The sequence below is a fragment of the Roseibium album genome (assembly GCF_001404515.1).
Classification (GTDB): domain Bacteria; phylum Pseudomonadota; class Alphaproteobacteria; order Rhizobiales; family Stappiaceae; genus Roseibium; species Roseibium album.
In genome coordinates, this window is the sequence record NZ_CXWE01000002.1 from 119,208 (window position 1) to 138,045 (window position 18,838).

Annotated in this window: 17 protein-coding genes; 9 read left to right on the plus strand and 8 right to left on the minus strand. The window is 56.5% G+C overall.

What is annotated here, in order from left to right; all coding sequences use genetic code 11:
- Positions 1 to 4 precede the first annotated feature (4 nt).
- Both LA5095_RS05845 and LA5095_RS05850 read left to right on the plus strand, forming a co-directional pair.
- Positions 5 to 1,435, plus strand: a complete 1,431-nt coding sequence (locus tag LA5095_RS05845) for an NAD-dependent succinate-semialdehyde dehydrogenase (protein WP_055112994.1) — start codon at positions 5 to 7, stop codon at positions 1,433 to 1,435.
- Positions 1,436 to 1,443: 8 nt separating this feature from the next.
- Positions 1,444 to 2,334: a 2-oxo acid dehydrogenase subunit E2 gene (locus LA5095_RS05850; protein ID WP_055112996.1), complete on the plus strand. Its 891-nt coding sequence runs from the start codon at positions 1,444 to 1,446 to the stop codon at positions 2,332 to 2,334.
- Positions 2,335 to 2,553: 219 nt separating this feature from the next.
- On the opposite strand, the gene LA5095_RS05855 is transcribed toward LA5095_RS05850, so the two are convergent.
- Both LA5095_RS05855 and metK read right to left on the minus strand, forming a co-directional pair.
- Complete coding sequence (locus tag LA5095_RS05855) at positions 2,554 to 3,423, minus strand: hypothetical protein (protein ID WP_055112998.1); 870 nt, start codon at positions 3,421 to 3,423, stop codon at positions 2,554 to 2,556.
- Positions 3,424 to 3,507: 84 nt separating this feature from the next.
- Complete coding sequence (gene metK / locus LA5095_RS05860) at positions 3,508 to 4,695, minus strand: methionine adenosyltransferase (RefSeq protein ID WP_055113000.1); 1,188 nt, start codon at positions 4,693 to 4,695, stop codon at positions 3,508 to 3,510.
- A gap of 1,076 nt (positions 4,696 to 5,771) precedes the next feature.
- Here metK and LA5095_RS05870 point away from each other — a divergent pair.
- Positions 5,772 to 6,689: a DMT family transporter gene (locus LA5095_RS05870; protein ID WP_055113003.1), complete on the plus strand. Its 918-nt coding sequence runs from the start codon at positions 5,772 to 5,774 to the stop codon at positions 6,687 to 6,689.
- Between the two features lie 110 nt (positions 6,690 to 6,799).
- On the opposite strand, the gene LA5095_RS05875 is transcribed toward LA5095_RS05870, so the two are convergent.
- The 5 genes from LA5095_RS05875 to LA5095_RS05895 form a co-directional block, all read right to left on the minus strand.
- Positions 6,800 to 7,462 (minus strand): aspartate/glutamate racemase family protein, encoded by a 663-nt coding sequence (locus tag LA5095_RS05875; protein ID WP_055114180.1) that lies wholly within the window; start codon positions 7,460 to 7,462, stop codon positions 6,800 to 6,802.
- A 13-nt stretch (positions 7,463 to 7,475) separates the two neighbouring features.
- Positions 7,476 to 8,315 carry an ABC transporter permease gene (locus tag LA5095_RS05880; protein ID WP_055113005.1) on the minus strand — a complete coding sequence of 280 codons (840 nt, stop codon included), beginning with the start codon at positions 8,313 to 8,315 and terminating at the stop codon, positions 7,476 to 7,478.
- Between the two features lie 2 nt (positions 8,316 to 8,317).
- Positions 8,318 to 9,253: an ABC transporter permease gene (locus LA5095_RS05885; protein WP_082442616.1), complete on the minus strand. Its 936-nt coding sequence runs from the start codon at positions 9,251 to 9,253 to the stop codon at positions 8,318 to 8,320.
- Between the two features lie 69 nt (positions 9,254 to 9,322).
- The gene (locus LA5095_RS05890; protein ID WP_235808810.1) at positions 9,323 to 10,618 is read right to left on the minus strand and encodes an ABC transporter substrate-binding protein; all 1,296 of its coding nucleotides are present in this window, start codon (positions 10,616 to 10,618) and stop codon (positions 9,323 to 9,325) included.
- A 64-nt stretch (positions 10,619 to 10,682) separates the two neighbouring features.
- A complete protein-coding gene (locus LA5095_RS05895; protein WP_055113007.1) occupies positions 10,683 to 11,675 on the minus strand; it encodes an ABC transporter ATP-binding protein in 993 nt (330 codons plus the stop codon).
- A gap of 253 nt (positions 11,676 to 11,928) precedes the next feature.
- Between LA5095_RS05895 and LA5095_RS05900 the strand changes: the two genes are divergently transcribed.
- Both LA5095_RS05900 and LA5095_RS32310 read left to right on the plus strand, forming a co-directional pair.
- Positions 11,929 to 12,660, plus strand: a complete 732-nt coding sequence (locus LA5095_RS05900; RefSeq protein WP_082442617.1) for a GntR family transcriptional regulator — start codon at positions 11,929 to 11,931, stop codon at positions 12,658 to 12,660.
- A gap of 653 nt (positions 12,661 to 13,313) precedes the next feature.
- Positions 13,314 to 13,523: a hypothetical protein gene (locus LA5095_RS32310; protein ID WP_144435935.1), complete on the plus strand. Its 210-nt coding sequence runs from the start codon at positions 13,314 to 13,316 to the stop codon at positions 13,521 to 13,523.
- A 214-nt stretch (positions 13,524 to 13,737) separates the two neighbouring features.
- On the opposite strand, the gene LA5095_RS05910 is transcribed toward LA5095_RS32310, so the two are convergent.
- Positions 13,738 to 14,643, minus strand: a complete 906-nt coding sequence (locus tag LA5095_RS05910) for a LysR family transcriptional regulator (protein ID WP_055113011.1) — start codon at positions 14,641 to 14,643, stop codon at positions 13,738 to 13,740.
- A 135-nt stretch (positions 14,644 to 14,778) separates the two neighbouring features.
- Between LA5095_RS05910 and LA5095_RS05915 the strand changes: the two genes are divergently transcribed.
- The 4 genes from LA5095_RS05915 to LA5095_RS05930 are packed head-to-tail and all read left to right on the plus strand — an operon-like array spanning position 14,779 to position 18,832.
- Complete coding sequence (locus LA5095_RS05915; protein ID WP_055113013.1) at positions 14,779 to 15,810, plus strand: ABC transporter substrate-binding protein; 1,032 nt, start codon at positions 14,779 to 14,781, stop codon at positions 15,808 to 15,810.
- Positions 15,811 to 15,838: 28 nt separating this feature from the next.
- Positions 15,839 to 16,609: an ABC transporter ATP-binding protein gene (locus LA5095_RS05920; protein WP_055114188.1), complete on the plus strand. Its 771-nt coding sequence runs from the start codon at positions 15,839 to 15,841 to the stop codon at positions 16,607 to 16,609.
- On the plus strand, positions 16,609 to 17,412 hold the full coding sequence (locus LA5095_RS05925) for an ABC transporter permease (RefSeq protein WP_055113015.1): 804 nt from the start codon (positions 16,609 to 16,611) through the stop codon (positions 17,410 to 17,412). The genes LA5095_RS05920 and LA5095_RS05925 overlap by 1 nt, the downstream gene beginning before the upstream one ends.
- Positions 17,413 to 17,464: 52 nt before the next feature.
- On the plus strand, positions 17,465 to 18,832 hold the full coding sequence (locus tag LA5095_RS05930) for an FAD-dependent oxidoreductase (protein ID WP_055113017.1): 1,368 nt from the start codon (positions 17,465 to 17,467) through the stop codon (positions 18,830 to 18,832).
- Positions 18,833 to 18,838: the final 6 nt, after the last annotated feature.

Here is an 18,838-nt window from a genome sequence, read left to right on the forward strand (position 1 = left end):
CATCATGGACTTTACCGACCTTTATATCGATGGCGCCTGGCGACAGGGAGCAAGGGGCGAGCGTTTCGACGTCATCAATCCGGCAACCGAAGGCGTGCTTGCGTCCGTTGCATCGGCGGACATCGAGGATGCAGACCTCGCCTTGTACGCAGCCGAGCAGGCCATGAGGGACTGGGCGGCCAGAACACCACGGCAGCGTTCTGAAGTCCTGCGCAAGGCCTGGGAGCTGATGACCGTGCGCCTGGACGACTTTGCGCGACTGATCACTCTTGAAAACGGCAAGGCACGTGCGGATGCCATGGGCGAAGCGGCCTATGCAGCGGAGTTTTTCCGCTGGTTTGCCGAGGAAGCCGTCCGCGCAGATGGCCTGATCACGACTGCCCCGGCGTCCGGGGCACGCATCATCGTGCAGCACAAACCCGCCGGTCTGGCTGTTCTGGTAACACCTTGGAACTATCCGGCTGCCATGGGCACCCGGAAAATCGCACCTGCGCTCGCCGCCGGATGCGCAGTCATCATCAAACCGGCCTCGGAAACCCCGCTTACAATGCTTGCATTGATGCCGTTGCTGGAGGAGGCAGGCGTGCCTCCCGGGCTGGTCAATGTCCTGCCGTCAAAGCGCACGGGTGCGCTGGTCGATCACATGCTGCATGACCCGCGTGTGCGCGTCGTATCCTTCACCGGTTCGACGGCGGTTGGACGCAAGCTGCTTCATTCTGCGGCCGACCAGGTTCTCAAGCCGGCAATGGAACTCGGAGGAAACGCGCCGCTGATCGTCTTCGACGATGCCGATCTTGACGTTGCCCTGGAAGGCGCAATGCTCGCCAAGATGCGCAATCTGGGAGAAGCCTGCACCGCGGCCAACCGCATCTATCTGCATGAGGCAATCGCGGAAGAATTCACCAGCCGGATGGCAGAAGCCATGGGCAAATTGAAAGTCGGTGACGGCACGGATACTTCCGTCGATGTCGGGCCACTCGTCAATGCTGAAACACGCGACAAGGTTGCAGATTTTGTCGCGGACGCCGTGGCAAAGGGTGCGCGCATCGAAGTCGGGGGCCAGGCTCCCGACGGCAAAGGCTTCTTCTATACGCCGACCGTGCTTTCCAATGTGCCCGAGACGGCCGAATGCGTTCACGACGAAATCTTCGGCCCTGTGGCCGCTCTCCAGACATTTACTGACGAAGACGATGTCATTCAGCGTGCAAACGACACGGAGTATGGTCTGGTGGCATATGTATTCACCGAGGACATGAAACGCGGACTCAAGGTTTGCGAACGCCTGGACTACGGTATGGTCGGCCTCAATCGAGGCCTGGTTTCGGACCCGGCTGCCCCGTTCGGCGGCACCAAGCAGTCCGGCCTCGGACGCGAAGGCGGGCATGAAGGCATGCTGGAATTCATGGAAACCCAGTACATTTCTGCTGGCTGGTAGGGGGCAATATGTCTGACATCATCGCCCCACCCTCCGTCAGGGCGCTCGCGCGCCAAAAGGGGATCGATATCGAAGCGCTGGCCAGGGACATCGGCCGAACGTCCATCGCACGCGAGGATCTGGAAGCAGATGGTGCAGCTCCGGCCGCGACGCAGTTTGCGGCCTCCGACAGGTCCTACTGGGACGTTGACCATTCTCAATATGGACCTGTGCGGCAAGAACCAATGAGCCGATTTGCCCAGGTAGCCGCTCGGAATATGGCGGCAGCACAGGCGCTCATTCCGGCCGTGACCCATCACGACCGGGCTGATGTCTCCGTGATAGAGGAATTCCGGAAGGACCTGAAATCCGAAGCCAGGGATCGCGGGCTCAAGCTGACGGCACTTTCCTTTTACGCGAAGGCGCTTGCCAGGGCCTTGCGTGAATTTCCCTGGTTCAACGCATCCCTGAGCTCCGACGGCAAGACCCTTTTTTTGAAGGAATATGTTCACATCGGAATTGCGGTCGATACGAAACATGGTCTCATGGTGCCGGTCCTGCGGGATGTTGACAGCAAGGGTCTCTGGCAGATCGCGCGCGAGATTACCGATCTTGCCGCAAGGTCTCAGGAGCGGAAGGTCCGTCCGGACGAAATGGGCGGAGCCTCAATGACAATCACCAACCTGGGAGGCATCGGCGGCACCGCGTTCACTCCGATCGTCAATCCGCCGGAAGTCGCTATTCTTGGCATCACCCGAACCGAAATCGCCCCTGTCTGGGACGGTGAAGTCTTCCTGCCCGCACCAATGGTTCCGCTGGATCTCAGTTACGATCATCGCGTGATCAACGGAGCGGAAGCCGCGCGGTTCCTGACATACTACGCTGGTCTTCTCAAGGACCCGAGACGCATGTTGGTCTGAAGATCGGTCAAATGAGCAAGGGTAATGAAAAGAGGCGGAAGCGATTCAACCCGCTGCACCAGCACCGGATTGAATCGCTTCCAATAACCTGATCGGCGTTCTTCCCCTGCGATACCAACTCATCGCCGATGCAAAGCGCCGGATATCCCGATTTCAGTGCTGGATCTAGAAATCACACACCGATGACACACCGCTGGCTGGGTTCGACGGACAACAGGCTCAAGCGGCGAACAGGCGCTCGATGGGCAGTTCTGCGGCCTCTTTTTCAGGGCGAGACAGATAAAATTCGGCAAGGAGTTCACCATCAGCTTCCTTCCCGGTCGCATCGATTCCCTCGTCGCTCAGCCGCGCCAAAACCTGGTCGCGTTCTTCCGTCGATGCGAAGTCGCGTTGAACGTAGGTCTGGCCTTCATATTTCTCCGTGACGTAGCCAAATCGCGAGAGAGACTCCTCGATCGTGTCAAACGGAAACATCCGCAGCACAAAATTTGCGATCCAGGGTTGGCGTCCGCGGGTGATCGTCGGCAGCAGGTGATCGAAGCTCTTTTCCGTGATGTAGCCAACGCACCCCGTCGACGTTACCAGATCGACAGCGGCCAATTCTTCTTCTGCCGATGCCGGTACCGGTTGAGCTTCCAGGTTGCAGGTCAGGCCTTTGTCCAGGAGACCTATGTCTTCTGCAAAGGAGACCGCGTTTTCTGCCACATCAAGTCCAATGACTTCAATGGTTTCAGGGCCATCGAGGTTGGCGAAAAAACGCTTGTGATACTCTACGTTTTCCTTCGGCGTTTCGTCCGTTGTTCTTTTCTGACCCCAGTGTTGATAGAGCTCCGACATCGACAAGTCGTGCTTGAGAATAGCCGAATTGACGCCATAGGAGCAGCCCAGATCCAGAAGTTTGACAGCGCCCTCCTGCCGTTGCTGCAGGTGATCGATCAGCCTTTGAAAAACCGGCTTGGCTTCGTTGGGAATTGCATAGCCGAGTTTTTTCAGTTCACGAAAATAGGGCCTCGGGTCAGCCTGATCATAGATGTTGTCCATGCAGGCCTTGGCTTCATTGATCTCGTTGAAATCGGAATTGCTCGTCATCTACTCACTCCATGGATTGCCCGCAGAAACACCCTGCGACACTGCGAATGCCGCGGGTGTTCTCTGCAAATTCAGGTTTGAATCTCACTCGGCCGCGTCGGCGCGCGCGCCAAAATGAAGTGCCAGATCCTGCGCCAGGTCTGTCCGCTCCCAGCCAAATCCGCCGTCTTCATCGGGAGAGCGGCCGAAATGGCCGTAGGCTGCAGTGCGCGCATAAATCGGTTTCGACAGGCCGAGATGATCACGAATGCCGCGTGGGGTCAGACGAACCGTCTCTCGCAGGACCTTTGCAAGTTCTCTCTCGTCGACCTTTCCGGTGCCGTGCGTATCAACGTAAACGGCAACCGGGTCGGGAACACCGATTGCGTAGGCAAGCTGGATCAGGCAGCGGTCCGCCAGGTTGGCGGCAACCACGTTTTTCGCCAGGTATCGAGCGGCATATGCCGCCGACCGGTCCACTTTGGTCGGATCTTTTCCGGAGAAGGCACCCCCACCGTGGGGAGCCGCGCCGCCATAGGTATCGACAATGATCTTGCGGCCCGTCAGGCCGGCATCGCCGTCAGGCCCGCCGATCACGAACCGTCCGGTCGGATTGATGAATATTCGATCCTGAGGCACGCTCCAGCCGACCGGCAGTGCATGCAGAATGAACGGCAACACCGCATCGCGAACATCATCCTGGCTGACATCTTCACCATGCTGTGTGGAGACGACGACCGCATCGATCCCGATCGGGCGACCGTTTTCATATTTTAGCGTCAGCTGGCTTTTCGAATCCGGACCCAGACGCGTTTCTTTCCCGTTTTTTCGTGCTTCGGCCATTGAGCGCAAAATGTTATGGGACAGCAGAATTGGTGCTGGCATGAGTTCTTCGGTCTCGTTACAGGCATATCCGAACATGATGCCCTGATCGCCTGCCCCCTCTTCACCCTTACTGCCTTCATCCACGCCCATGGCAATGTCTGCGGATTGCTGGTGCAATCTGTTGACGACTTCCAGCGTCTGCCAGTGAAATCCGTCCTGCTCGTAACCGATGTCCCGGACCGCATCTCGTACAAGCTGCTCAACGTCCTTCAACACGTTTTCAGGTCCGCGCACCTCGCCGGCAACCGTCACGTGATTTGTCGTCGTCAGTGTCTCGCAGGCGACGCGGGCATGCGGATCAACGGCGAGAAACGCATCAAGAATAGTATCGGAAATACGGTCGCATACTTTGTCGGGATGACCTTCTGACACGGATTCACTGGTAAAAAGCCATGTTCTACTGCTCATTAGTCTTCCTTTTTCAGTTTAAAAGTACCTGTGAAAGGCAATGGTTCAGGCGCAATACGGCTCACGTCCCGGAACGTTGTCCGTTCCGGAGCCAAAGAGACCTGATTGCGAAAAACCTGTTGCTCCGAACGCACGAACCCGACCCGATCGAGAAAGACCCGAACGGCTCTTCTGGAATTCCTCGCTGGATGCGCTTGCGATTACCGGTGGGTGCAAACCAGGTAGACTGTTTGCGTAACCCGGAATAAAGGCGCTCTTTACTTTCGTGTCATGCGATGCATTCAACAAATTTCATTCGGATTTCGTCGACGATTGCCCTGGCTGCGTGGCCCCGATCTCCTATTTTGAAATCCGAATGTACGGCGCAGTGCAAGACGCATACGCGTTGGCAAACCGCCTGCGTGGCAGGTGGCTTCAAACGGATCTTTTCAGCATTGCGTCCGGCCAGAAGTGCATGGCAAATGCACGGAGTGGAAAGATGCCCCTGAGATAGGGCCATAGCCGGACCTGGAGGCACGATGCGCACATCGGCAGAGCAGGAGGCCCCGGCCAGCTGCGGCGACAGATTCAATCTCTGTACTTGCAGCTTTCTGTTCGCACGCATCTTGGCGCCAAATTCTGCGCGGACATTAACAAGCTGAGGGTGCATTGCAACAGTCGCCCCTCAACTTATGCTGACAAAATTGACAATTCTGTACGTAACCATATGAAAAGAATAACATAATTTTTTTAAGAAACTTTTGTTCGAACCGCAAAACGTCAAACAACCGCCCCGCACGGCGTAACTCCGTGTCGGCGAATAGGCCAGGAAATCATGATCTGCGCAAACCAACTTCGACTGATTTCCAGGATAACCGTCCAGACGGTTTCCGACCCATACCTGGCGTTTATCTGATCGGTGCCTGCTGTGTCGCAGCTTCCTCAATCCAGTTATTGGCCATCAGTCGTTGTGGACCTCATTGAGGTCGAAATTTTCGGGTCGGGTCCTCTGAAACGCTCCTGAATGTCGCATTCGTAGGATATGAGATCTGCCGCAATGTTTATCGTGCAGGCGAAACTTCATCGAATGGCAGGACATGACATCTCCAACCCCTCCCACGTCCGCAGCGGATGCTCACAAATATGGTGTGCTTTTCGTCTTTGCGGCAGGGGTTCTGTGGTCAACGGTTGGTCTTGGCATTCGCATGGTGGAAGACGCCGTCGTCTGGCAAATTTTGCTCTACCGGTCAATCAGCATGTCGCTGTTTCTCTACGTGGTCATTCGGGTGCGGTCGGGCGAAAGCCCCTTTGTTCAGGTTCGCCGCCTCGGCTTTCCTGCAGTTATCGCCGGTCTTTCACTGGTTGCAGCCTACTCCGGTGGGATCTACTCGATCCAGAATACCTCGGTCGCGAATGCAATGCTGCTTTTTGCAACGGCACCCTTCATGGCTGCGGTCCTGGGCTGGATAATCTTGCGTGAGCCAGTGCGCGTGGCAACCTGGGTTGCAATCGCCGTTGCCATTGGCGGGATCGCAATCATGGTTGCCGACCAGTCAGGCAGCATCGTCCTGAAAGGCAGCCTTGCCGCGCTCGGGTCCGCATTTGGCTTCGCTGTCTTTACCGTGGCCTTGCGATGGGGACGAACCGGCGAAATGCTCCCATCTGTGTTCCTGTCAGGTCTGTTCGCTGCCTTCGTCACATATGGAATTTGCCAATTGTCGGGGCTGTCTGTCTCTCTCGGCATTCGCGACGGCGCAATATCCATGGGCATGGGCGTTTTCCAGGTCGGGGCCGGATTGATCCTCTACACGCTTGGATCGCGTAGCCTCCCCGCGGCAGAGCTTGCCCTGCTCTCACTTGCCGAGGTTTTGCTTGGCCCGGTTTGGGTCTGGCTTTTCCTTGGTGAGACAGCAAGCCCGGACACGCTGATTGGCGGTACCGTGCTGCTTGCCGCGATTGCCGGAAACGCAATCTCCGGCAAGCGTCGCAAACCTCCGCCAATCATTGCACCCTAGGGAGACCGCGAACGCATCTAACGATGGATGAGTGGTCCAGTTTGATGGTGTCATCGCTACCATGCAATCTGGCCAAGAACTCTTTTGGCGATTTGTTTTTGCCAGATATCCTAGCTGACCAGTTGCTCTGCAAACCGAGTTGCAGCGGCAACTCCGTCGATAACAGGAATTTCGAATTGTCTTGAAAGGTCTGCGGCAAGATCTGCCATGCCCGCGCAACCGAGAGCAATTGCACCAACGTCATCTTCCTTGATCGCCAGATTGATTTCCGCTTCAATCCGATGACGCGCCGGGCTTTCAGGGTCTTCCAGCTCCAAGACAGGTACATTGGAAGCACGAACCTTTGCGCACCGCCTGGCAAGGCCGATGAGATCGAGGTTCTTTTCCAGAACCGGCACGGAAACCGGTAGTGTCGTGACAACGGAAAACCGCTCTGCATACAGGCTGGCAGCATGATAGGCCGCTTCGCCGATACCTAGGACAGGTACCGGGCTCTTGCGTTTCAATTCCCAAAGCCCGGTGTCGTCAAAACAGGCGATGATGACGGCGTCGACGCCGCGATGTTCAAGAACATGGTCTTCGAACGTTTTGAAAAGACCCGGCAGTGCATTTCTGCCGTCCTCTGCCCCTTGAATTGCCGAGGGACCGGTCGCGGGATTGACCGCCGTGATTTTCACAGCAGGTCCGGCCGCATGTCGGGCAGCCGCGTCGATTTTTTGCGTCATGGAACTGGTCGTATTCGGATTGATCAGCAGAATGTGCTTTTGCACCATCTTGTCAGCTCTCCTAAACCAGTCCCTGACCGGCGTCCGAACCATGACGGGTCTGACGTTTCTTCATCAGCAAAACGATCAGCAAGAAAACGGCAATCACCCCGAACGAGAAGGCGGTCGTGAGCGTGCCGAGCGCGAAAATCACCGGCGTCGTCACGTTGGTCGTCATGCCATATATTTCCAGGGGCAACGTATTGTAGCTGCCTGCGGTCAACAGCGTTCTCGCGAATTCGTCATAGGAGAGGGTGAAGCCGAACAGAGCCACCCCGATCAGCATCGGCGCGATGATCGGCAAGACAACGTGCCGGACCGTCTGCCAGGCACTTGCTCCCTGATCCCGCGCGGCTTCTTCATAGGATTTGTCGAAGCGGTTGAAGACCGCGAACATGATCAGAAGTCCGAAGGGCAACGTCCAAGTCAGTTGCGCCCCAAATCCGGATGTCGACCAATGCACCGGCAGGCCGGATTGGGAGAAGATCAGCCCCACACCCAGTGAAACCAGGATTGACGGGATCACCAGAGATGTGATGATCAGGTAGAAGATCACGCTGCTGCCGGGAAATTTCTTGCGGAAGGCAGAACCGCCCATCACCGACACGACAACCGTTGTGGTCATGACCATCAGGCCAAGGACAAGCGATCGGCTGAAACTGCCCCAGATATCGCCGACGGCCTGTTGCTCGAACAGTTCGCCGAACCAATGGAACGATGTCCCGCGCATTGGAAAAGTCAGACCGCCTTGCGGCCCCTGGAAGGACAAGATCGCGATGGTGATTGTCGGTCCGTAGAGAAACAGCAGAAACAGCGCAAAGAACGTTGCGAGGACGTAGAAGGACCGCGGTCGTTTTTCCATGGTCAGAGCTCCTTCCGGATGTCTACAAAGCGCAACAGGGTGGCGATGACGATCAGGACTGTAATCAGCAGGATGACGGCCGTTGCGGCCGCTGACGGGTACTGCAGAAGCGCAATGTCATTGGAAATCAGCCGGCCTACATTTGCTTTCTGGCTGCCGGACATGAATCGCACTGTGATGAAGTCGCCCATGACGAGCGTGATCACGAAGATCGACCCGATCATGATCCCCGGCTTCGTGAGCGGGAGAACGACATTGGTGAGGGTTTGAAATCCGCTCGCACCGGCATCATAGGCCGCCTCGATCAAAGACCTGTCGATGCGCATCATCGTGTTGAAAATCGGTACGACCATGAACAATGTGTAGAGATGCACGAACGCCAGAATTACCGAGAAATCGGAAAACAGCAGCCAGTCGAGCGGCTCGTCAACCACACCCAGTGAAATCAGCGCCGAATTGGCAATTCCATTGCGACCCAGGAAGGGAATCCAGGAAATCATCCGGATGATGTTGGAGGTCCAGAAAGGAATCGTGCAGAGCAGAAACAGGACGATCTGCCAGGTCAGAGACCTCACATGAAAAGCCAGGAAATAGGCGATGGTGAACCCGATCCCCAGCGTCAACGCCCAGGTGATCAAGGCGTATTTCACCGTGTTCAAGAAGACAGAATAGGTAACTGGAGACGTCAGCAGGAATTCATAATTGTCGAACACGAATGCCGGGTAGATCGAGAATTCCGTGGCACCCCAGAAACTGACCACCACGATCATGATGATCGGCAGCACCAGGAAGAACACGAGAACACCGGCCATCGGCAGAGACATGAGCCACCCGGACACGGCATCCGACACCGGTTTTCGGACTTTTGCAGATACACCTGGTTGCAGGCGTGTTTCTTCCTTGCGATCAGTATCGTTTGAAACGGTCAAATCAGTCATGAACGGGAGTGCCCAATGGTTTAGGAAACGTCCAGGGCGAGGCCCTGGACGCCAGTTTGTTGCGACACTTCAAGCGGCGATAAATTCGTTCCACTTGCGAACCATGTATTGGTTCTCGTCCATGACGGCGTTCCAGCACGCCACGGCGCCCATTCGCTCAAGGAAAGCCCCGCCATCGCGGGTGTCACCGGCCTTTGCCAGCACATCTCCGAACGGGCTGGTGATATCGCCGGTTGCTTCCTTGCCTTCGAACCAGTAGCCCCACTCGTTCTCGGACATGAAATTCTTGGAGGTTTCCGGAACGGCCGAATAGTAACCCTGACGCATCAGGAAGCCGCCAACCCAGCCATCGAGATACCAGTTGATGTATTCATAGGCGGCTTCCAACTCGAGACCGGACAAGCTCTTGGATAGGCCGATACCGCCGCCCCAGGAGCGATAGCCTTCCTTGAGTGGTTGATAGACGCACGGAATTCCGCGGGACTTCACCGCTGTAATGGCCGGTGACCACATGGACTGGATGATCACTTCCCCGGAAGCCATCAGATTGACGCTTTCATCGAAGGTCTTCCAGAAAGCGCGGAACTGGCCGTTTTTCTTGGCTTCGGTGAAGATCGCCATGGTCTTGTCGATCTCTTCACGGGTCATGTTGCCCTTGTCGCCATACTGGACTTCCCCCATGGCTTCACACACCATCGCCGCATCCATGATACCGATGGACGAGATGTCGAGGATCGAAGCCTTTCCCTTGAACTCCGGGTTGAGCAGTTCCGTCCAGCTTTCGATCGGACGGCCGATCAGGTCCGGACGAATGCCCAAGGTGTCGGCGTTGTAGATCGTCGGGATCAGCGTCATCCAGCCAGTTTCTTCAGTCGCAAAACTCTTGCTGTCGGGTCCGTCAACAAAACCGACAGTGTGTGGCGCCGTTCCCTGTGCAATGTCCGACTCCGGCGTCAGCTTGCCACTTTTGAAAATGCCCACGATCTTGTCGTAATTCTTGATTTTGGACGTATCCATCGGCTGCAGGTTGCCAGTCGGCCAAACCTTTTTGCAGATCCAGTATTCGATGTCGGCAATATCGAAACTGTCCGGCTGTGTGGCCGCGCGCTGTGTCACGGCATCGGAATCCAGGGCCGTCATTTCAAGATTGAAACCGAGATCTTCCTTTACCTTCTGCGCAACCTCATTGAGGTTCGAGACGCCCGTTCCGAATTGGCGAAGGGTCACATCCTTGATGTTTTGCGCCCAGATCGTCGGAAACCCGGAAACGGCACCCGAACCGATCGCCGCGCCAGTTGCTGCCGCGCCGCCTTTCAATATGCTCCGCCGGCTAAAACCTTTTTTGCTCACTGTTTTCTCAATCACTTTCAACTCCTGTTCCCCGTGGAAGGTGTCTTGAGCCCCTTGGGTGGGCTGTTTCTGGCGGCGATTACCCCGCCAAGTGGTGGGCATCTTCCGGCTTCCAGCTGAGGAAGACGGTTGAGCCGATCTCGATTGGGTCTTGAAAGAAAAGCCCGTCGGGCAGAGCTGCTGTCAGGTCACTGCCAGCCCCGGTCTCCAGGGCAAGATTGACAGTCGCGCCGAGATATTCGACATCCCGCACCGTGGCAGCGAGGCTGTCGCCGCTCTCCGCCCCGGTCTTTGCGACCTGCAACCGGTCAGTCCGTAGCGCAAAAGGTGCTCCACGGCTTTCCAGGATGTTGTGACCGCCAATGAAACGCGCGACGAACTCCGTCGCGGGACTTTCAAAGACATCCCTCGGAGATCCGGCCTGTTCGATCCGGCCATTGTTCATGACGATGATGTCGTCGGCGAGCGCAAGCGCTTCGTCCTGGCTGTGGGTCACGTGAATGAACGATATGTCGAGTTCCCGCTGAAGCCTTTTCAGCTCCAGACGCATCTTTATGCGCAAGAAGGGATCAAGCGCCGACAATGGCTCATCAAGCAGAAGAACCGAAGGTTCCGTGATCAAGGCCCGCGCCAGGGCAACCCGCTGCTGTTGCCCGCCGGACAGCTGTTCGGGCAGGCGCGCCGCAAACGCGGCCATATCGACAAGCTCGAGCAACTCGCGCGCCTTCTTCAGGCGTGAAGATTTGTCGACACCTTTCATTTTCTGGGAAAAGGCGACGTTGTCTATGACACTCAAATGTGGAAACAACGCATAGCTTTGGAACATCATTGCCGTGCCGCGGCGGGCCGGTGGCAAGTCGGTGACATTGGATGCACCCAGGAGAATGTCGCCCTCCGACACCACTTCGTGACCGGCGATCATGCGAAGGGTCGAAGACTTGCCACACCCCGAAGGACCAAGCAGGCAGGAATAGGACCCGGCCTGGAAGCGATGCGAGATGGCCTCAACGGCAACCGTCGTCCCATATTTCTTGGTAACGGCAGCGAGTTCGAGATCAAGGGACTTCGCCATTGATGGTGTCTCTCCGAAAGAATTCAATTCCATCGGAATGAGCAATGTCCATGCCAAACATATTAAGCTTTTGTTTTAAAATGAATTATTGTATTTCATCGGCATTTCCGGAATGCCCAACGCCCAACAACTCGCACGATTTTTAATCTGATTGAGTACGTTTTAATCACTAATCGTATACAATATATGTTTGCCGCGTCAGGCATCCCCGACTATCATCCTGCAAACACCAGCCCGATAGTTCTCAGCAAAGATGCCCAAACCTATCTCATCTTCAAAGTCCGGCTCGGCCAGATCCCTGCACGAGGTTTTTGCCTTGCCCGCAGGCCGCGCCCTCGACATCTGTCTGAAACTGCAGACAGCAATTTTGGAGCACCGTCTCGCTCCGGGTGTGAAACTTTCCGAAGATGAGGTCGGGGAAATCTATGGCGCCAGCCGCACTGTGGTCCGTGCGGCCCTTCAAGCGCTTGCCCATTCGGGTCTGGTAACAATCGAAAAGAATCGCGGCGCATTTGTCGCCAAACCAACGATCCGGGAGGCGCATGAAGTCTTTCAGGCCCGTGCGCTCATTGAACCTGCCGTGGCCCGCCTTGCAGCTGAATCCATCACCGAAGACGATCTTTCCCGACTTCACAAGCACCTCGAAGCAGAGCACGATGCGCTCCACGCGAGCGACATGGGTCGGGCACTCGCCCTTTCAGGAAGTTTTCACACTGAAATCGCGGAGATTGCGGATCACCGGGTCTTTTCCAGCATGGTGCGATCGCTGATCTCCAGATCCTCGCTCATCATCGCGCTCTATTGGAAGCGGTCCGACACGGCCTGCGAAAGTCATTCGCATCACGCGCTTCTGGATGCGCTGAAAAACCGGGATTGCAGCGCGGCTGAAGAGATCCAGAAGAGCCACATCATCGATCTGCACTCAGGCCTGGATCTGAAGGAAAAACAATCTTTCAAATCCTCCCTCGCAGAAGCCCTGGCCTGACAATTGAACGCATCATCCCCGGCAAACCAGGTGCGCCTCAACGAAAAGGCCCCCTCATTGACACCGGCTTCGGGCCCTTGAACCGCCAAAGCCATAAATCTGATTTCGATTCCAAAAAATAGTCATTCCTGCAACCCGCTGCATAATTCTGCCTCCAGCCAATACGGATATTCGGAACGGCTGTCGCCAATGCCCGGCAAGAGCTCACGCAGCAACTATCCAGGCTTTTTCTGAATGTCGGGAGACCGAACGGGCGAGCTGAATGCGTGGGCGATTTCCCGCTGACCGGTCCTCTCGTTGCCTAACACTGTGCTGGGCCATACCGTGCGTCCGCGACATCACCCAACCACCCTGGGAGTGGTGGGATCATCTCAGATGGACGAAAAAAATGAGACGTGTCGGGTGGGTTTTCTACAGTCATTGGTCATTTCAGGCAGAACATTCGCACACAGGCCTGGCGCCAACCGCACCTGACGACAGCGACCTCTGGATGTGCGGGCCCGACAGCAACCGGGATCCAAAGATCATTCGAACCTGCAATGGATCGTCCTGGACCGGTGCCGGTTTTCATTCCGATCCGACAAGTGCCCAGACGGCATTTGACAACGCGGAGCAGCATTTTTCATCTCTGCCTGCCAATACCGAGGCGTTGTATGCCAACCTGCGACCAATCCGACTTGCCGCGCATATTGGACTTCACTGCCAAGATTGATGAGGTCCGTGCTTGGTATGACACGCTTGACGGCAGCCTGATCAACGGCAACTTTCAGCACCGACTTGCCGATATTGATGGAATGACGTTCTCCATATGGAAGACCGACGCTGCCATGCGGAAGGCGGCCTATGGGGATGGCACACATTGAACCTGTCTCGACGTGCAAAAAATCCGACAAACTTGCTGACCGTACATGCTATTTGCGCAATCGCGTGATGGCGAGCAAAGGCACGTGGCGCGGTGTAGATCCGGTAGAACTGACCAGATAGCGATCATTTCGACCGCCTGGTGTGACCCGGAACGAAGTTGAGGTGACGCACCCAGTTGCCGGATCGAGGAATTGACCCTCGTTGTATGGCGGGTCAGGAGTCCAGACGCAGCGATCTGAGAGATTTCGAGAGGATCCGGCACAACGAATTCTCGATGGGGGTCTGGTTGCTGCGGCCCGGGATCAGGATGCCGATCCTGAGATCCTTCAGAAAACTGGACTTGAGAGAGATGTAACGCAACTTCCCGGCTTCAATTTCATTCAGGAACCCGATTTTCGAATAAAGGCCAACGCCATGCCCGCTCAGGATCATTGATCGGGCGAGCGGAAGAGAATTCGTGAAGCAGGCCGTTTTCAGCGGGACCTTGTCGTCGGAAAGTGCGAGATTCACGAGCGAGCGCTCCGTAAGCGCATCATAGGAGCGAATGAGCGAAAACGGTGTCAGATCCTCGATATCCAGTGCGTCGCGTTCTGCAAGAGGATGGTTCTTGTTGAGGATCGCCCCGATGGGAGCTGATTTCTCCGTGCGCAGCCTTACGCCCGGGTGAAGGTCGTTACAGAAGGAAACGCCGATCCCGGCATCCCCTTCGGCGACCGCACGAACGATTTCGTCCGGTTGCGCTGTCCTGATTGTATAGGTGATGTCCGGATATTCACGGGCAAACTGGTCGATGACCGAGGGCAGAAGGCTCAAAGCAACGGAATCCAGTGACGCAATGTCAATGTGACCGGCACGCATCTCCCGAATGTCAGCGACAAGATGAAGTATCTTTTCGTAATCGAAAATCGTCTTCCTGCAATGTTCAAGGACAACAGCGCCTGCTGCCGTGAGTTCGACACCTTCCGCATGGCGGTCGAAGAGCCTTACGCCCAACTGCTGCTCGATGTCTAGAATCTTACGGTTCACCGATGACGAAGACACATGCAGGACCGAGGCGGCGCGCCGGATCGAACCCTGCCGGGCAACCTCATCAAAATAGTTCAGGAACTTGCTGTGCATCCGGTTCAATCCTCAGGCGATGCAAAAAAGGCATCGCTATGTGCAAAACTAAATTCTATCCGCAGCACCCGGCACGCGTCTAGGCTGAAAGGAATAGGGAGATACAAAAAAAATCACCTACCAGGAGACGGACACATGACAAATTGGGGACTTAATCGCCGGCATCTTCTTCAGGGCTTCGGCGCGGCCGCCGGTCTGGCGACAACAGGTACATTCTTTTCGATCGAACCGGCAAAGGCTGCTGACTTCAAGATCAAGATGCAGCTCGGCTGGCTTGCCTCGAACGGCATCCTTGGCGAGGTCATGGCCGACAAGCTCGGCTACTTTGCCGACGAAGGTCTGGAGTTGGAAATTATTCCGGGCGGACCGAATATCGACGGCGTGGCGTCGGTTGCATCGGGCGCAAACAATTTCGGTTCGATTTCATCGTCACCTTCACTGATGCTGGCGAGATCCGCAGGTCTGCCGATCAAATGTGTTGCAGCCGGTTATCAGCAGCATCCGTTCACCTACTTTTCCATGGAAAGCAATCCGGTACGCAAACCGGAGGATCTGATCGGCAAGAAAGTCGCCACACAGGGCACAGCCAGAATTCTGCTTCGCGCACTTCTGGCCAAGAACGGCATCGAAGAGGATCAGGTGGAAGTATCGGTCATGGGTGGTGACATGGCACCGTTGAAGGTTGGTCAGGTCGATGTGGCAACAGGCTGGCAGACCAATGTCGGTGCGCTGTCCGTTCTCGGGGACGAGCGGGTCGACATGAAACTCTGGGACGCCGGAATACAGCTCTATGCCAATCCCTACTACACGACGGACGACGTTCTTCAGGAACATAGCGACAAGGTAATCGGTGCGATCCGCGCGATATCCAAGGGCTGGGGTGCCGTCTACGAAAACCCGACCGCCGGTGTCGACGCACTGGTCGAACGATACCCGAACCTCGACAAGGACAGTGAAATGAAAGCTGTCGACCTGGTTCTGGGCTTCTCGTTCAACGACAAGACCAAGGCCGGTGGCTGGGGCATCATGACCACGGAGAACTGGCAGGAGCAGATCGACACCTATAACAGCCTTGAACAGTTCACCGGTGGAGCGCCGAAGGTCTCCGACATCATGACGCTGGACATTCTCGAGGCGACCAAAGATGCCCGTCCAACGTTTGGCTGATATTGCGGACGAAGGTCCACATCAGGACATGGCAAGCCGCAATGTTGCGGCCTGCCTGTCCGGGGCATCGGTGAAGTTCGGAAGCTTCACCGCACTTGAAGACATCAGCCTGGAAATCGGCGAAGGCGAATTCTGGACGATATTGGGACCATCGGGCTGCGGCAAATCCACTATGTTACGGTTGGTATCCGACCTTGTTCCTACCGCAACGGGAAACGTTGAAATCCTGGGCAAGACAACGGAAGCAGCCCGTCTCGCACGCGAATTCGCGTTCGTCTTTCAAGACGCGACCCTGTTGCCCTGGCGCAGTGCCCTGAAGAACGTGGAACTGCCGCTGGAGATGGGCCGCAAACGGGGTCTGAAAATCCCGATGTCGGACAAGAGCCCGCAGGATCTGCTTGATCTGGTCGGGTTGAAAGGCCGCGAAGACGCGTTGCCGCACGAATTGTCAGGCGGTATGCGCCAGCGCGTTGCCATTGCCAGGGCGCTGGTTTGCAAACCGAAGCTCCTGCTGATGGACGAACCGTTCGGCGCACTCGACGAGATGACGCGCGACCATTTGAATCTGCAGCTTCGCGACATCTGGCGCGAGACCGGTGTCACCATTCTTTTCGTTACCCATTCGATCCCCGAAGCGGTTTTCCTGGGGCAGAAAGTGCTCATGCTGCGGGCAAACCCGGGCCGGGTGAAGCAGGTCGTCGACATTGACCTGCCTTCAGAACGCGAAATCGCATTGCGTGAAACCCCCGAATTCAACCGGTATTGCGGCCAGCTTCGCCGGCTTCTGGAGGAGTGCTGATGTCCCTGGTTCAAGTCTCCGCACAAGCTGAAGACCCGAAACCGACTGTGCTTGACCAGATCAGGCTGCGCGCGGGCAGCGTAGCGATCCCGCTCGGTACCGCCGTCTCGCTGCTTCTCATTTGGCAGATCGGTGTGAGACTGTTCGAGGTGCCGACTTATATCGCCCCGGCACCTACGGATGTTCTGGCCGTTTTCACCAATGAATTCGCTCTGCTGATGAGGAACTTCTGGCCGACCCTGATCGAGAGCCTGTCGGGTTTCCTGGTCGGTAATCTGGCTGCGATCCTGATTGCTGTCGCATTTGTGCACAGCCAGTCAATCGAAAAAGCGTTTTTCCCGATCGCCGTCTTCATCAATACGATCCCGATCCTCGCCATCGCACCGATACTCGTGCTGATTTTCGGAGCCGGCATGACCGCAAAAGTGGTGATCGCGGCACTGATCTGCTTTTTCCCGACCCTGGTGAACATGGTACGCGGTTTGCAGGCCGTGTCGCCGCAAACGCTTGAGCTTGCCCGGATTTTGTCGGCTTCCAAGTCGGAGGTTTTCTGGAAAATCCGCCTGCCGTCTTCGCTGCCGTTTCTCTTCTCCGCCTTGAAGATCGCTGCAACGACCTGCGTGATCGGGGCAATTGTAGGCGAATGGATCGGTGCGGATGTCGGATTGGGTGCGCTGATCATAGACAGCACTTTCAATTTCCGCTCACCGCTTCTCTACGCGACGGTTTTCGTGTCTTCCGGGCTGTCGGTGCTTCTCTTCACTGCCGTTTCTGTCGCCGAGAAACTCGTCATTCGCTGGTAGCGGACCTGACCTTTCAAAAGCGATTGAGATTTTAGAACAAGGAACAAGGATTATGGCAGAGCGTCATACAACCACGGTCCAGGTGGAAGGGGCGCAGGTCCCCGTTGTTGCAGATTGCGATGTTGTCGTTGTCGGCGCGGGACCCGCAGGCCACGCGGCCTCGGTCTCGGCAGCCCGGAACGGCGCCTCGGTAACGCTTCTGGAGCGATATCACCATCTTGGAGGCATGGCTTCAGGCGGCATGGTGCTGGTACTGGACGACATGGTGAACGAGGGCAATGAAATCGTCACGACCGGGGTTGTCAGCGAATTCGTCGAACGTATGGAGCGCCAGGATGCCGCCGTCTACCCACCGCCGGCAGAATGTCAGACCAATTGGGACATGTGGCAAAAGTGGTCTCGTTGGGGCTGTATCGACTTCCACAAGGCCATGATGCCGCAGCCGATCATTCACGCCGTCGCATTTGACCCCGATGCCTGGAAACGCGTCAGTCTCGACATGGTGGTCGAGGCGAAGGTGAACCTGCGCACACACAGCTGGTTTTCAGATGTTCTGATGGAAAACGGACGTATTACCGGCGTGATAGCGCAGACCAAGCTCGGTCGGCAGGCTATCCGCGCCAAATACGTGGTTGATGCCACCGGTGACCTGGATGTCGGCGTGGCGGCCGGGGCGAAGTACATCGACGGCCAGTATATTGTCACGACGGTGTTCCGCCTCTCGAACGTCGACACCGACAAGGCCGTGGCGTTCGAATTCTCCGATCCCGAGACATACAAGAAGCTCGACCGCGAAGCGCGGCGCCGGATTGGCGGGGCCTGGGGCATGTGGTGGCTCAAAACGCCGATACCCGGCGTTGTGTGGTGCAATTGCCCGCACATGCCCGGGTATGACGGGCTCTCGGTTGAGGACATGGTTGCCTCTGAAATAGAGGGCCGCGAGCGGATGATGAAACTCCACAAGTTCGCAAAAGAGAACATTCCCGGCTTCGAAAACGCCACAATGCTAGGCGCCGCCGAGCAAATGGGTGTCCGGCAGACACGGATGCTGCAGGGCGAGTATGTCGTCAACAAGGATGACGTGAAATCAAGGCGCTATTTCACCGACACGGTTTGCCGTGGCCGCGATTACTACACGCCGTATCGCGCATTGCTTCCCAAGGGCATCGACAATCTGATTGTCGCCGGTCGTCACTACTCGGTTGAAAGTGATGCTCAAAAACTGTCACGCGAAATCCCCCCCTGCATGGCACAGGGCGAAGCTGCGGGCGTCGCAACTGCCTTGGCGCTGAACGGCGACGTTCCACTGCGCATGGTCGATCACACGGCCATCCAGAAACAGATGCGCGCACAGGGCGCAGACCCGGGAGACAGGCCGTCGCCGAACGCACTCATCGAAGACAACGTCGCGGCGGAATAACAGAGG

What these genes read in the sequence shown, in the direction of transcription:
- LA5095_RS05885 (WP_082442616.1), bottom strand. Translation starts at nt 9,253, where the DNA reads ATGACTGATTTGACCGTTTCAAACGATACTGATCGCAAGGAAGAAACA.
- metK (WP_055113000.1), bottom strand. Translation starts at nt 4,695, where the DNA reads ATGAGCAGTAGAACATGGCTTTTTACCAGTGAATCCGTGTCAGAAGGT.
- LA5095_RS05915 (WP_055113013.1), top strand. Translation starts at nt 14,779, where the DNA reads ATGACAAATTGGGGACTTAATCGCCGGCATCTTCTTCAGGGCTTCGGC.
- LA5095_RS32310 (WP_144435935.1), top strand. Translation starts at nt 13,314, where the DNA reads ATGCCAACCTGCGACCAATCCGACTTGCCGCGCATATTGGACTTCACT.
- LA5095_RS05895 (WP_055113007.1), bottom strand. Translation starts at nt 11,675, where the DNA reads ATGGCGAAGTCCCTTGATCTCGAACTCGCTGCCGTTACCAAGAAATAT.
- LA5095_RS05930 (WP_055113017.1), top strand. Translation starts at nt 17,465, where the DNA reads ATGGCAGAGCGTCATACAACCACGGTCCAGGTGGAAGGGGCGCAGGTC.
- LA5095_RS05900 (WP_082442617.1), top strand. Translation starts at nt 11,929, where the DNA reads ATGCCCAAACCTATCTCATCTTCAAAGTCCGGCTCGGCCAGATCCCTG.
- LA5095_RS05920 (WP_055114188.1), top strand. Translation starts at nt 15,839, where the DNA reads ATGGCAAGCCGCAATGTTGCGGCCTGCCTGTCCGGGGCATCGGTGAAG.
- LA5095_RS05845 (WP_055112994.1), top strand. Translation starts at nt 5, where the DNA reads ATGGACTTTACCGACCTTTATATCGATGGCGCCTGGCGACAGGGAGCA.
- LA5095_RS05880 (WP_055113005.1), bottom strand. Translation starts at nt 8,315, where the DNA reads ATGGAAAAACGACCGCGGTCCTTCTACGTCCTCGCAACGTTCTTTGCG.
- LA5095_RS05875 (WP_055114180.1), bottom strand. Translation starts at nt 7,462, where the DNA reads ATGGTGCAAAAGCACATTCTGCTGATCAATCCGAATACGACCAGTTCC.
- LA5095_RS05910 (WP_055113011.1), bottom strand. Translation starts at nt 14,643, where the DNA reads ATGCACAGCAAGTTCCTGAACTATTTTGATGAGGTTGCCCGGCAGGGT.
- LA5095_RS05870 (WP_055113003.1), top strand. Translation starts at nt 5,772, where the DNA reads ATGACATCTCCAACCCCTCCCACGTCCGCAGCGGATGCTCACAAATAT.
- LA5095_RS05850 (WP_055112996.1), top strand. Translation starts at nt 1,444, where the DNA reads ATGTCTGACATCATCGCCCCACCCTCCGTCAGGGCGCTCGCGCGCCAA.
- LA5095_RS05925 (WP_055113015.1), top strand. Translation starts at nt 16,609, where the DNA reads ATGTCCCTGGTTCAAGTCTCCGCACAAGCTGAAGACCCGAAACCGACT.
- LA5095_RS05855 (WP_055112998.1), bottom strand. Translation starts at nt 3,423, where the DNA reads ATGACGAGCAATTCCGATTTCAACGAGATCAATGAAGCCAAGGCCTGC.